The sequence below is a fragment of the Streptomyces sp. QH1-20 genome, assembly GCF_041283565.1.
Taxonomy (GTDB): domain Bacteria; phylum Actinomycetota; class Actinomycetes; order Streptomycetales; family Streptomycetaceae; genus Streptomyces; species Streptomyces syringius.
In genome coordinates this window covers 7,222,085-7,235,485 of sequence record NZ_CP166299.1, presented here as the reverse complement: position 1 = coordinate 7,235,485, position 13,401 = coordinate 7,222,085, and the positions used below count along the sequence as shown (strand labels likewise).

The following is a 13,401-nucleotide window of genomic DNA, read 5'->3' as shown; positions in this document are numbered from 1 at the left end:
AGGCCGGGGTTAGGTGAGGGTCAGGTCGAGCCGGGCCGAGCGGACCGGCGCCGTGGCCGGCCCGGGCGCGGCGGGCAGGCGCCAGAAGCGGCGGCGCCGGTAGACGGGCAGCGGCAGCGGGGGCCTGCCCGGTTCGCCGGGCGTGCCCGGCCCCAGGACGACATGGGCGTTGGTGCCGCCGAAGCCGAACGCGCTGACGCCGACCCGGCTGCCGGGCGGCAGGTCCATGGCCCGCGTCACCGGGAAGAACGGCGATTCGGCGAACGCGAAGCGCGGGTTCGGCCGCAGGCAGTGCAGGGTCGGCACGAGCCGGCCGTGCCGCAGGATCTGTACGGCCTTGATGAAGCCGGCGACGCCCGCCGCGCTGAGCAGGTGGCCCATCGTGCTCTTGATGCTGCCGATGCCGCAGTAGCCGCGGTCGTCGGTGTGCGTCCGGTGGACGGTCGTCAGCGCCTGGAGCTCGATCGGGTCGCCGATCATCGTGCCGGTGCCGTGGGCCTCGACGTAGCCGATGCTGCGCGCGTCGATCCCGCCGCGGGCGAGCACGTCGGAGACCAGGGCGCGCTGGGCGCGTCCGTTGGGGGTGGTGTGCCCCATGGTCCGGCCGTCGTTGTTGACGCCCGACGACTCGATCACGGCGAGCACCCGGTCGCCGTCGCGCTGGGCGTCGGCGAGCCGCTTGAGCAGCACCATTCCGGCGCCCTCGCCGGGGACGAGGCCGTCGGCGGACTCGTCGAAGGTGCGGCACCGGCCGCTGGGCGACAGCGCCTTGCCGGCGCTGAGCATGAGGTAGGGCTCCTCGTCGAACAGCAGGTCCACGCCCCCGGCGAGAGCCATGGACGACTCGCCCGACGCCAGGCTCTGCGCGGCCAGGTGAATGGTCACCAGCGACGACGAACAGGCGCTGTCGACCACCAGGTTCGGCCCGGTGAGGTCGAGGAAGTGCGAGATGTGCGCGGCCACGAAGTTCTGGTTGACACCCGCCGTGTACTGCCGGGTGGGGGGCTGCAGATGCGCGCGGTGGTTGCCCGTGCGGGTACCGACGAAGACGCCCAGCGACTGGCCCCGCAGCTCGTCCTCGCGATAGCCGGCGTCCCGCAGGCACTCCACGGACACCTCCAGCGCCTTGCGCGCCAGCGGGTCCAGCTGCCGGGCCGACTCGTCGTCGAAGCCGAAGAACTCCGGGTCGAACAGGGCGGCGTCGTCGAGGAATCCGCCCCACTTGCTCTGGCTGCGCCCCAGTCCGCCGTCCGGGCTGTAGAGCGAGCCGATGTCCCAGCGGTCGGCCGGCACCTCGGTGACGAGGTCGCGGCCCGCCAGCAGCACGTCCCAGAGCTGCGCGGGGTCGGCGGCGCCCGGCAGCCGGCAGCCCATGCCGATCACGGCGATCGGGGTCGGCCGCCCGTCGGGGGCGGGGACCGGTTCCGTGACGACGGCACGTGCGGGCCGGTCGGCCGGCCCGGCGGCGGGGGCGGTGGTGGGGGCACCGAGCGCGCCGGCGAGTCCGGCGAGCGTCGGGTGTTCCTGGAGCAGGCTCGGGTCGACCGCGTGGCCGAGCTCCGCTTCGAGGTCCCGCACCAGTTCGGCCATCAGCAGCGAGTCCACGCCGACGTCGCCGAGCAGGGTGTCGGGGCCCAGCAGCGCCGCGTCGACCTTGGTCGTCCGGGCCACCAGGGCGGTCAGCCAGCCGAGGTCCGCCGCCGTGTCCGGCGCGTCGTCCGTGGTGGCCTCCCCGGCCGTGTCCGGCAGGGCACCGGCGCTGTCGGAGGACGGGAGGGCCGGTGCGGGGCGCGCGGGCGCCCGCTCCGCCGGGGCGGTACGCGACGGGGCCAGGAACAGCTCGTCGGCGGCCAGCGAGGTGCGCTCCACCCGGCAGGGCAGGAGCACAGGTTCGCCGGGCACTCGCAGAGCGAGGTCGAGCAGTTCCAGGGCGTCGCTCCCGTCCAGGTCGGGTATGCCGAGGGCGGCGCCGGCGCTCGTCCGCTCGACGCCCATGCCGACGCCGCGCCACAGCGGCCAGCGCAGGGCGCGCACGGCGCAGCCCGACTCGCCGTCGTGGGCGGCGGCGAAGTCGTCGAGCACGGTGTTGGCCGCCGCGTAGTCCAGATAGCCCGCGGCCAGCCGGGGCACCGCCCCGGCCACCGAGGAGAACAGCACCATGAGCCGCGGGGGCTTCGGTCCGAAGGCCGACCACAGCACTTCGAGGCCGTCGGCCTTGGGCCGCAGCACCCGGGAGATCTCCTCGGCCGTCCGGGAGAGGAAGGACGCGGGCGGGTCCATGACGCCCGCGCAGTGGAAGACGGCCTCGATCCCGCCGGCCTGCTTCCTGACCCGGCCGATCAGCCGGCGGAGCGAGGTGACGTCGTCCAGCGCGTCGGTCCGCACGGTCAGCGTCACACCGCGCTCGACCAGGGCGAGCAGCGCCGTGAGCCGGGCCCGCAGGACCGGGTCCGTGGACGGCTCGGCGGCGAGGGCGGCCCACTGGTTGCGGACCGGCATCCGGGAGCGGCCGACCAGCACGATGTGCCGGGCGCCGCGGTCGGCGAGGTGGGCCGCGAGGCGCAGGCCGATGCCGCCCAGGCCGCCCGTGATGAGGACCGCGCCACGGCCGAGGTCCGCGAGCGGATCGTCACCGGCCGCCGCCGGGGCGAAGGCGGCCACGGGACGGCGGCGCCGGGCCCCCGCGTAGCGGATCTCCGTCTCCCGGTCGGCCGCCGAGGTCTCGGCCCTGACGGCCGCGACGAGTTCGGCGGGGCCGCCGTCCACGCGGACGGTCCGCCCGTGGACACCGGGGAACTCGCCGGACAGCGAACGGTAGAAGCCGGCGAGCGCGGAGCGTTCGGCGCCGCTGACGTGCACGCAGCGCAGCCCTATGCGGGGGTTCGCGGTGAGGACGCGCTGCAGCAGCGCGACCCGCTCGGTGACCCACGTCCCGGGCGCGGACCAGTCGACCAGGTCGACGACACCGGTCAGGCCGCTCGCCTCGGGCAGCGGGTCCCCGGGGGCGTGTACGACACCACGGTCACCGAGCACCGTACGGGCGAGCTCCGGGTCGGTGGTGAGCACCAGGAGCCGGCCGTCGTGGACGGCGTCCGGTGCGGGCGCGTCCTCCCAGGTGGTGGTGAGGAACTCGGCACCCGCGACGGGTGCCGCCCAGTGCTGGTCACGGCTGAAGGGGTAGGTCGGCAGCGACACCGGCGGGGCGTCGGGGACGGTGAACTCCCCCTCCGCGGCCGGCCGGTCCTCGGCCGGGGCCACGCCGTCGGCCGGTGCGTTCGCGAGCACCGCGGCGAGCTTCTCGGCCAGTTCGCCGAGGTCAGCCGCCTCGACGGCAACGCGGCACGGCAGGGCGGCGCGACCGGTCCGCAGGGTCCGCGCGATCGACGCGAGCGGCGGGGCGTCGGCGGAGCGGACCACCTCCAGCAGCGCGGCCACGGCCTCGCGCAGGGCCCGCGGCGTACGGGCCGAGACGGGGACGAGCACCGGGAGCGGGGTGGTCGTGGCCGGGGCCGCCGCTTCGGGTGCCTCCTCCAGCACGACGTGCGCGTTGGTGCCGCCCATGCCGAAGGAGCTGACGCCGGCCCGGCGCGGACCGCCACCGGCGGGCGCTTCCCAGGCGGCGCGCTGGAGTTGGAGCCGCAGCGGGGTGCCGTCGACCTTGATCATCTTGTTCGGCCGGCGCACGTTGCGGCTGGCCGGTAGCGTCCGGTGACGCATGGCCAGGATCACCTTGATCATTCCGGCGATCCCGGCGGCCGCCTCCAGGTGGCCGATGCTGGTCTTGACCGAGCCGACGCCGCAGTGCGGCGCGGCCGGCTTCGGGTGACCCCACTGGTCGTAGAGGCGCTCGAACGCCGCGACCATGCCGGAGATCTCAATGGGGTCGCCCAGGCGCGTGCCGGTGCCGTGCGCCTCGATGTAGCCGACGGTCGCCGGGTCGACTCCCGCCTCGTTGTACGCGGTGACGAGCAGGTCCGCCTGCGCGTCCGGGTTGGGCGCGGTGAAGGACTGTGCCTGCCCGCCGTGGTTGACGGCCACGCCGCGGATCACCGCGTGCACGCGGTCGCCGTCGGCCAGGGCCCGGTCCAGCGGCTTGAGCAGCAGGGCGCCGACGCCCTCGCCGCGGACGTATCCGTCGGCGTCGTCGTCGAAGGTGTGGCAGCGGCCGCGCGGGCTCAGCACACCGGTGCGCTGGTAGGCGTGCTGCCGGGCGGGATCGCACAGCACGTTCACCCCGCCGGCGAACGCCTGGTCGCACTCACCGGCGCGCAGGGCCGCGACGGCCTGCGCGACGGCCACCAGGGACGAGGAGCAGAGGGTGTCGACGGCGACGCTCGGCCCGCGCAGCCCGAGGGCGTAGGACACCCGGTTGGCCACCAGGGAGGGGGAGACCGCGACGCTCAGGTGCGGCTCGTCGCGGCCCGCGTGCTCGGCGAGGACGGCGGCGTAGTCGGAGTGGCAGACGCCCGCGTAGACGCCCGTGCGGCTGCCGGCCAGCGAGGTCGGGTCGCACCCGGCGTCCTCGGCCGTCGCCCAGGCCACCTCCAGCAGCAGCCGCTGCTGGGGGTCCATCAGTGCGGCCTCGCGCGGGCTGATGGAGAAGAACTCGTGGTCGAAGCGGCGGATGTCGTCGAGCAGGGCCGCCTTGTCGACCAGCCCGGGGTGGGCGGCCGCATCCCAGCGGTCGGCGGGGACGGTACGGACGGCGTCCTCGTCCCGGCCCAGCAGGTCCCACAGCTCGGGCACGCTCGACGCGCCGGGGAACCGGCCGGCCATGCCGATCACGGCGATCGGCGCCCCCGCGTCGGAGCGGGGCGCGGCGGGCGGGGCGGCCGTGAGGGGGGCCGGAGCGGGGCGCTCACCGCGCAGCACGCGGGCCATGGCGGCGACGGTGAAGGCCTGGAACATGGTGCTGGGGTCGATCTCCAGCCCGCTCTCGTCGCGGGCCCGGGCAGCGGCTTCCGACAGCGCCAGGCTGTCCAGTCCGCGCCCGCGCAGGTCGTCGTCCGCGGTCAGCGATCCGGCGGGCTCGTCGAGCACGCTCTCCATCAGCGCCAGGAGCCGGGGCTCGAGGTCGTCGGGTGCGGGCGCAACGCTCTCGGAGGCGGCGGGGGCCAGGGCCGGCCGCGCAGTGGAAGGGGCGGCGACGGGGGCTCCCGCGGCGTCCCACAGGGCCGCGTAGGCGTCGGGCCGGACGAGTTGCTTGACGCTCTCCAGGCGGGCGAGCGGCCTTCCGTCGCGCTCCCGCAGCAGGGATGACGTGAGGACCACACGGTGGTCCGCTTCCAGTCGGCAGTCGTCCAGGCGGTAGCGCACCGTGTCGTCGATGCCGCAGTTGCCGAGGTAGACGATGTCCCGGCTGAGGGTGACCGCCTCGACGGCCCACTCGCCGCCCGGCACGAGAGACTGGACGTAATTGCGCTCGCCGCGGTCGTTGATGTGCGGATACGAGGCGAAGTACAGCAGGCCGGCGGCGTTCATGTCCGCGAACGGGTTGAGTTCGTAGGTGTCGCTGAACAGGCCGGCGCCGTCGGGGGCCGGGGTGGTCCGTGCGCGGAACTCACGGTGGAAGTCGAGGTGTTCCGCCGCGGGCCGCGCCACCGGGGCGCCGCCTTGCGGCCGCGGGGTGCCGGGGACGAGCCAGTTGCCGGCGCCGCGGTGGACGAAGGCCGTGAGCAGCCGGACGTCGACGTGCGCGGTGGCCGTGGCGAAGCGGATGTCGCTGACGAATGTCTGCTCGTCGAGCTTGGTCAGCGCGCCGCTCAGCTCTCCCTCGTCGTGCTCGGTGAAGGACCGCAGCGACTCGGCCGCGATGAGCCGGGCGCGGGTGAAGGCGGGCAGCAGCCGGTTACCGTCGGTGTCGGCGAGTTCGGCGACGGGAAGACCGAAGTGCTCCCCGATGAGGGACCAGTGCAGGTCACCGGCCTCACGTAACAGCCAGTTCTCGGACAGACCACTGACAGAGAGTGCGGGAAGCCCCAGAACGACCGGCCGGGTCAGCATGCGGCCACACACGCGAAACGGGCAAGTGGCGCGGAAACACACACACCACGACCTGAACGCGGCCAGGAAAAACGGCAGCGCTGAATCATCACATCCCCCACCCTGCGATGTATTGCGATGAAGTCCCGCCGACGGCGCGGCGATGCGCCGACGCTAGCGGTCCCTCGGAAGAACCGTCGCGAGCGGAAGAACCAACCTCCGTTGGAGAGGCCGGAAATCGCGCTTCGACGGAACACATCTTGGTCGATCATGACCACTTCTGCAAGGGTAACCTTCGTTCATGACAGGCATTCAGGAACCGGGGTTCTGTCCAAACGGATCGATACGGACACCCCGTTCACCAGGGCGGACATCCACGAAGCTCTCCCCTGGCGCCGAGGCCGCGCACCTTCCGCGCCCGGCGGTTCCCGAGACCGGAAAGGGCCTGCTGGCGGGGCTGTTCCCGGACGTCATCATCGTGGAACGGTTTACGGATCCCCCGGACGTCCACCTGTACCCGCAGGAGGCCGACATCGTGGCACGCGCGGTTGACAAGCGCCGACGCGAGTTCGCCACCGTCCGGCTGTGCGCGCGCACGGCGCTGGCCGGGCTCGGCATCGCGCCGGGGCCGATTCTGCGCGGCGACCGCGGGGCCCCGGTCTGGCCCGAGGGGATCGTGGGCAGCATGACCCACTGCGACGGCTACCGCGCGGCGGCGGTCGCGCGGAACACGGCGGTCGCCTCGGTCGGGATCGACGCCGAGCCCCACGCGCCGCTGCCCGCGGGCGTCGAGAAACTGGTGGCACTGCCCGAGGAACGGCGCACGCTGGACCGGCTCAGCGTCTCGCACCCGGCGGTGGCCTGGGACCGGCTGCTGTTCAGCGCCAAGGAGAGCACGTACAAGACGTGGTTCCCGCTGACCGGACGGTGGTTGGACTTCCCTGACTGCGTCATCACCCCCGATCCGGAGGACGGCACCTTCACCTGCTCGCTGAACGTCCCCGGACCGGTGGTCGGCGGGCGCCGGATCGACCGGTTCACCGGACACTGGCGGACCGTCGTCCGCGACGGCGCCGCGTACGTGGCCACCGCGATCACGCTGCCGGGCGCCCATCGAACCGCTGCCCCGTGATGCCCGGCCGGCGAAAGCTTTTCAACTGCCGCCCGCTCCCCGGAAAATGGCCGAAACTTATCCTGGAATTCAGCATTCCGCCGACGAAACCCCGTAAGAAACCAGCCAGTACAGTCCGGCCGGCCCTCCGTACGCCGTCCCGTGGGGCCGAGGACGGCAGGAATTCGATCACCCCCTTGGAACACCCATCCGGCCCCAGTAGGGTTACCGCACGTCACCAGGGGCACCGGCGTCATGGATGCGCGGCGCCTTCCGTGCGGTCCGTGCGACCCCACGAAAGGTCGCGGGCGCACCGGCCGCCGGAGACGCCGTCACCGGCACCCGCGCCCGCGCAGCGGCCGACCCACCACGCCACGCGGTACCGGCGCCCCGGCTCCGGCCCGATGCGCCGCGGCCTCACCGCCGCCCCTGCGGCCGGCCCCGACCGGCCGACCCACCGCGAGGTGCGCCGACCGCGCACCGACCGCGCCATCCGTACATTCCACTCCGAGGACGTCGCATGCAGGACATCGTCAGCGCCATCGTGAGCGGGGACGCGGCACCGGAAGACTTCGCCGCGCTCACCCTCCCCGAGTCCTACCGGGCCGTCACCCTGCACAAGAGCGAGACCGGGCTGTTCACCGGGCTCGCCACCCAGGACAAGGACCCGCGCAAGTCCGTGCACCTCGACGAGGTCCCGGTGCCCGAACTCGGGCCGGGCGAAGCCCTGATCGCCGTGATGGCCAGCTCCGTCAACTACAACACCGTCTGGTCGTCGATCTTCGAACCCTTGCCGACCTTCAGTTTCCTCTCCCGGTACGGGGCCCAGTCGCCGCTGGCCGCGCGGCACGACCTGCCGTACCACGTCATAGGCTCCGACCTCGCGGGCGTGGTGCTGCGCACCGGACCGGGCGTCAACGCCTGGAAGCCCGGTGACGAGGTCGTGGCGCACTGCCTGTCGGTGGACCTGGAGGCACCGGACGGGCACAACGACACGATGCTCGACCCGCAGCAGCGCATCTGGGGCTACGAGACCAACTTCGGCGGACTCGCCGAACTGGCCCTGGTCCGGGCGAACCAGCTGATGCCCAAACCCGCCCACCTCACCTGGGAGGAGGCCGGCACCCCCGGACTGGTCGCCGCCACGGCGTACCGCCAGCTGGTGTCCCGCAACGGTGCCGGGATGAAGCAGGGCGACAACGTTCTGATCTGGGGCGCCTCCGGCGGCGTGGGCGCCTTCGCCACCCAGTTCGCGCTGGCCGGTGGCGCCACGCCCGTCTGTGTGGTCTCCAGCGAGCGGAAGGCGGAGATCTGCCGTGCCATGGGCGCCGAGGCGGTCATCGACCGCGGCGCCGAAGGCTACCGGTTCTGGAAGGACGAGCGGACCCAGGACCCCAAGGAGTGGAAGCGGCTCGGCAAGCGGATCCGCGAACTGACCGGCGGCGAGGACGTGGACATCGTCTTCGAGCACCCCGGCCGGGAGACCTTCGGCGCCTCCGTCTTCGTCGCGCGCAAGGGCGGCACGATCGTCACCTGTGCCTCGACCTCGGGCTACAACCACGAGTACGACAACCGCTACTTGTGGATGTCGCTGAAGAAGATCGTGGGCTCGCACTTCGCCAACTACCGCGAGGCCTGGGAGGCCAACCGCCTCATCGCCAAGGGCAGGATCCACCCCACCCTGTCGCGGACCTACGCCCTGGCGGAGACCGGCCAGGCCCTGTACGACGTGCACCGCAACCTCCACCAGGGCAAGGTCGGCGTGCTCGCCCTGGCCCCCCGGGAGGGCCTCGGCGTGCGTGACCACGCGTTGCGCGAGAAGCACCTGCCGGCCATCAACCGCTTCCGGACCCCGGAGCAGCCGGCCGGCTGACGCCCCTCTCCCCCGCTCTCCCGGCTCGGCCACGGGCTGCCACCTCCCCTCGGGCGACGGTGGCAGCCCTTCGTCGTGCGCAGAGCCTGTGCTTTCTTGATTCCGTTTCAGATACAGAGCTGTATTGGGATACAGTCTCGCATCTCAGCGGCTCGTCAGGGAGGCGATCACCATCACCCAGCGGCTCACCCGGCAGCAGAGCCGGGAACTCACCCGAGAGCAACTCCTGCGGTCGGCGGCCGAGCTCTTCGCCGAACAGGGAGTGAACGGGACGTCGGTGGAGCAGATCGTCGAGCGCGCCGGCTACACCCGCGGCGCGTTCTACGGCAACTTCAAGGGCAAGCACGAACTCGTGCTGGCCCTGCTCGAGCAACGGACCCAACGCGAGTTGGAGGAAGTCCGGGCGATGAGCCGCGAGTCGGGGTCCTTCGACGAGATGATCGAGCACCTGCGTTCCTGGCACGGCGAGCGCGACCGCAATCTCGCCGGCTGGCTCGCCCTGCGCACCGAACTCTGGCTCTACGGTCTGCGCGACCGCCCGGAGCTGCTGCCGGTGCTGGCGGACCGCGAACGCCGCACCCGGGCCGCGATGGCCCAGGGGCTGGAGCAGGGCTTCGCCGATCGCGGGGTGACCACCCCGGCCCCCGTGGAACTGCTGGCGCTCATCGTGCACGCCCTGGACGACGGTCTGTCGATCCAGCGTGTGCTCTCCCCCGCCGACAGCAGCACGGACACGGTCGTGGACGTGGTGGAGCTCCTGATGACGGCCTGGACCGCCCTCGCCCACAGCACCGCGCCCGTGGACGGAAACCCCTCCGCCGCCTCCGCCGACGGAACGGCAGGCCCAAGCACCGCACGTCCGGCATCCCCCGACCGGACGCGAACACTCGAGAACCTGGAGAAGAAGCCATGAGCAAGGCAGGGCAAACGGAGCGGTCGGCTACCGCGTTACCGCCTGTTACCCCCGACGAGCCCGAGCTCGACCCGAAGCGGTGGCTCGCGCTGACCGTCCTGCTGGTCGCCACGTTCATGGACCTGCTCGACGCCAACATCATCACCGTGGCCATCCCGAGCATCCAGCGCGATCTGGGTGCCTCGGCCGTCGCCGTCCAGGCGATGACAGCCGGTTACACCCTGAGCTTCGCGGTCCTGCTGATCACCGGTGGCCGGCTCGGTGACATCTTCGGCCGCAAGCGGATGTTCCTCACCGGCGTCGCCGGGTTCGTCGTCGCCTCCGCCCTGTGCGCCGCCGCGCAGAACACCGAGATGCTCGTCGCCTCCCGGGCGCTGCAGGGACTCGCCGCCGCCATCATGGTGCCCCAGGTCCTCGCGCTCATCCACGTCACCTTCGCTCCCCAGGAGGTCGGGCGCGTCGTCAGCCTGTACGCGAGCATGATCGGTCTGGCCATCGTCTCCGGGCCCGTCGTCGGCGGTGCCCTGGTCGACTGGAGCCCGCTGGACCTCGGCTGGCGGAGCATCTTCGTCGTCAACCTCCCGGTCGGCGTGGCGGCCCTGATCGGCGCCTGGAAGTGGATGCGGGAGTCGAACTCCCCGCACGCCAAGCGGCTGGACATCATCGGCATGCTGCTGGCGATCGTCGGACTGCTGCTGCTGATGCTGCCCCTGACGCTCGGGCGCGAGCTCGACTGGCCGGTCTGGAGCATCGTCGCGCTCGTCGCGGCGGCGCCCGTCATCGCGCTGTTCGTGGTGTACGAACGCCACAAGACCCGCAAGGACGGTTCGCCCCTGGTGACGCTGTCCCTGTTCAAGGTCCGCGCCTTCGGCGCCGGCATCGGCGTGCAGCTGCTCTTCAGTGCCATTCCCGCGGGCTTCTTCCTCAGCTGGACGCTCTATCTGCAGGGCGGCCTCGGCTGGTCCGCGCTGCACACCGGTCTGACCGCGATCCCGTTCTCGATCTGCGTCCCGCTCGTCGGCGGCCTCGCCGTGCGCAAGCTCTTCCCGCTCTACGGCCGGTACTGCCTGATGGCAGGTGCGCTGAGCATGCTGGCGGGCATCGCCTCCTACGCGTGGATGGCCCGGCACGAGGGCGCGGACATCACCTCCTGGCACGCCATCCCGTCCATGCTGCTGCTCGGCTCCGGCATGGGCCTGCTGATGCCCCCGCTGACCGCGCTGGTCCTCAGGGAGGTCACCCCGCAGGAGGCGGGTGCCGCGTCCGGCATCATCAACGCCACCGGCCAGCTCGGCGCCGCCCTCGGAGTGGCCGTCATCAGCGGTGTCTTCTTCTCCGCCCTGGCGAGCAACGCCGGGCCCGAGGCCGACCGCGTCGTCCCCGCCGTCCGGGCGGTGGCGCCTCAGCAGGCCGCGGCGGTCAAGACCTGCGCGACCGACTCGCTCGGCCAGGACGATCTGTCGAAGGTGCCGCGCAGCTGCACCGAGCTCGCCCAGGACGGCGACCGGGGCAGCCAGGGCGTGATCAGCGGTGCGCTCGGCGAGATCCGCGCCAAGACGTTCGTGTCCACCTACAGCGAGACGCTGTACTGGGCGGCCGGCGGCCTCGTCCCGGTCACCGGTCTGCTGTTCCTCCTGCCGCACCACCGGGTCCGGCGGGAGGAGATGGCGTAAGCCTCGCATGCCCCACCGGCGTCCGCCGGGACGAGCGCCGGCACCGACACCGATACCGAGAAACACCTCAGGAGAACCGCAGTCATGAGTCACACGACCTACCAGGTCATCGTCCAGGGCAAGTTCGCCCCCCTCGACGACGAGCAGCGCGCGTCGCTGCGGGCCCAGGCGGACGAACACGACGTGTTCAGCGCCCGGTTCACCGAGGAGGGCACCGTCACCTACCAGCGGACGCTGCACGGGTTCGCCTTCCGCGTCCTGGTCCCCGCCGAGGAGGAGGACAGCGAGGCCCTCGTGCTGTCGAAGGCCGAGGAGCTGGCCGCCGTCGCCGTCCGCAAGCTCGGGGCCGAGTGCGGTGACCTCCGTTCGGTGGCGACCGACCTGGCCAGCATCAAGGTCCGGCGGAAGGGCCGCTGACCCGTCGGGACGCGCCGTGAGAAAGATGTGGGCCCCACGTCCGGTACGGACGTGGGGCCCGCATCGCGTCCCGCTCCTGCCTTTACGCTCCGGCCGGTACCGGCCTGGGCAGCCGCACGGCGTCCAGCACGGCCGCCTGGTAGGGGGTCAGGGCCGTCGCGGGCCCGCCCGGGGACAGCGCCGCCCAGTGCGGCTCGCGTCCGCAGGCGTACAGCGTGCCGAGTGAGGAGAGCATCGAACGGCGCTCCTCCCGCCGTCTGCCCGACGGCAGCAGCCAGCCCTGCCGTTCGCCGCTCTCCAGCGTCTGCCGGACGGGGCTGAGCAGTACGGGGTGCGCGCTGACCTCCACGAACACCTCGTGCCCCGCGGCGAAGAGGTTCTCCACCGCGGCGGCGAGCCGTACGGGCTCACGGAGGTTGCGCATCCAGTACGCGGCGCCGAGGCCGGTGCCGGGCACCGGCTCGGACGTCACGGTCGAGTACATCGGCACCCGCGTGGCTGTCGGTTCCAGCGAGCGCAGGGCGGTGTGGAGGTCCTCGCGCAGCTCCTCGACGTAAGGGCTGTGCGAGGCGACCGTCGCCTTGATCACCCGGCAGTAGACGTCCCGCCGGCCCAGCTCGTCGACGAGCGCGGCGAGCGACCGGGCGTCACCGGCCAGCACGGTCGACCGGGGGCTGTTCTCCCCGGCGACGGTGATCGTGCCGCCGCTGGCCTCGGCCACCGCCTGGGCCTCGGCGGGCGAGAGCTCCGTCGTGGCCAGGGCCCCCTTGCCGGCGATCCGGCGCAGCAGCGCGCTGCGCCGACAGGCGATCATCACGGCATCGCGCAGGGTCAGCGCGCCGGCGGTGTGCGCGGCGGCGATCTCCCCCATGCTGTGCCCGACGACCGCGTCCGGGGTCACGCCCCAGCTGCGCCACAGCGCCGTCAGGGCGATCTGCAGGGACACCATCGTGGGTTGCAGGACGTCCAGCTCGTCCAGCCGGGCCGCCTCGGGGGGCAGTCCCAGCTGCTCGATGACGGAGAAGCCCGCGAACTCGCGTACGAGCCGGTCGCAGCGGTGCATCGTGTCCCGGAACACCGGCTCGGTGGCGAGCAGTTCGCGGCCCATTCCGTCCCACTGGGCGCCCTGTCCGGCGAAGACGAACACCAGCGGGGGGCGCCGGGTGGCGAGCTCCGCCGGGATGCGCTCCACCTCGCCCGCGCACACCTCCGCGAGCTGCTTCTCCAGCTCGGTGTACGACTCGACGGCGAACGCGACGCGGCACGGGCCGGCCGTGCCCGTCGCCGCGTCGTGGCAGTACCGGGCCAGCGGCGGGAGGTCTCCTCGGGTGCGGATCCGGTCCAGGTGCGCGACCAGGAGCGTCCGCAGGAGTTCCTCGGTGCCGGCGGCGACGGCGAACAGCCGTGCGCTCACATCTCCTCCTTTCCGTGC

General features: G+C 72.7%; 7 protein-coding genes. 5 read left to right on the top strand and 2 right to left on the bottom strand.

Annotated features, from left to right (window positions below):
• Nucleotides 1–9 precede the first annotated feature (9 nt).
• Nucleotides 10–6,003, bottom strand: coding sequence for a beta-ketoacyl synthase N-terminal-like domain-containing protein (locus AB8O64_RS32565; RefSeq protein ID WP_370423211.1), 5,994 nt, complete (start codon nucleotides 6,001–6,003; stop codon nucleotides 10–12).
• Nucleotides 6,004–6,283: 280 nt separating this feature from the next.
• Between AB8O64_RS32565 and AB8O64_RS32560 the strand changes: the two genes are divergently transcribed.
• The 5 genes from AB8O64_RS32560 to AB8O64_RS32540 all read left to right on the top strand — a co-directional run bounded on the left by AB8O64_RS32560 (nucleotide 6,284) and on the right by AB8O64_RS32540 (nucleotide 11,969).
• Nucleotides 6,284–7,114, top strand: a complete 831-nt coding sequence (locus AB8O64_RS32560; RefSeq protein ID WP_370423209.1) for a 4'-phosphopantetheinyl transferase — start codon at nucleotides 6,284–6,286, stop codon at nucleotides 7,112–7,114.
• A gap of 499 nt (nucleotides 7,115–7,613) precedes the next feature.
• Nucleotides 7,614–8,966: a crotonyl-CoA carboxylase/reductase gene (ccrA, locus tag AB8O64_RS32555; RefSeq protein ID WP_370423207.1), complete on the top strand. Its 1,353-nt coding sequence runs from the start codon at nucleotides 7,614–7,616 to the stop codon at nucleotides 8,964–8,966.
• Nucleotides 8,967–9,090: 124 nt separating this feature from the next.
• Complete coding sequence (locus AB8O64_RS32550; protein ID WP_370423205.1) at nucleotides 9,091–9,879, top strand: TetR/AcrR family transcriptional regulator; 789 nt, start codon at nucleotides 9,091–9,093, stop codon at nucleotides 9,877–9,879.
• Nucleotides 9,876–11,552, top strand: a complete 1,677-nt coding sequence (locus tag AB8O64_RS32545) for an MFS transporter (protein WP_370423203.1) — start codon at nucleotides 9,876–9,878, stop codon at nucleotides 11,550–11,552. The genes AB8O64_RS32550 and AB8O64_RS32545 overlap by 4 nt, the downstream gene beginning before the upstream one ends.
• An 84-nt stretch (nucleotides 11,553–11,636) precedes the next feature.
• Nucleotides 11,637–11,969, top strand: coding sequence for a DUF6204 family protein (locus AB8O64_RS32540; RefSeq protein ID WP_370423202.1), 333 nt, complete (start codon nucleotides 11,637–11,639; stop codon nucleotides 11,967–11,969).
• Between the two features lie 82 nt (nucleotides 11,970–12,051).
• On the opposite strand, the gene AB8O64_RS32535 is transcribed toward AB8O64_RS32540, so the two are convergent.
• Nucleotides 12,052–13,383, bottom strand: coding sequence for an acyltransferase domain-containing protein (locus tag AB8O64_RS32535; protein ID WP_370423200.1), 1,332 nt, complete (start codon nucleotides 13,381–13,383; stop codon nucleotides 12,052–12,054).
• Nucleotides 13,384–13,401: the final 18 nt, after the last annotated feature.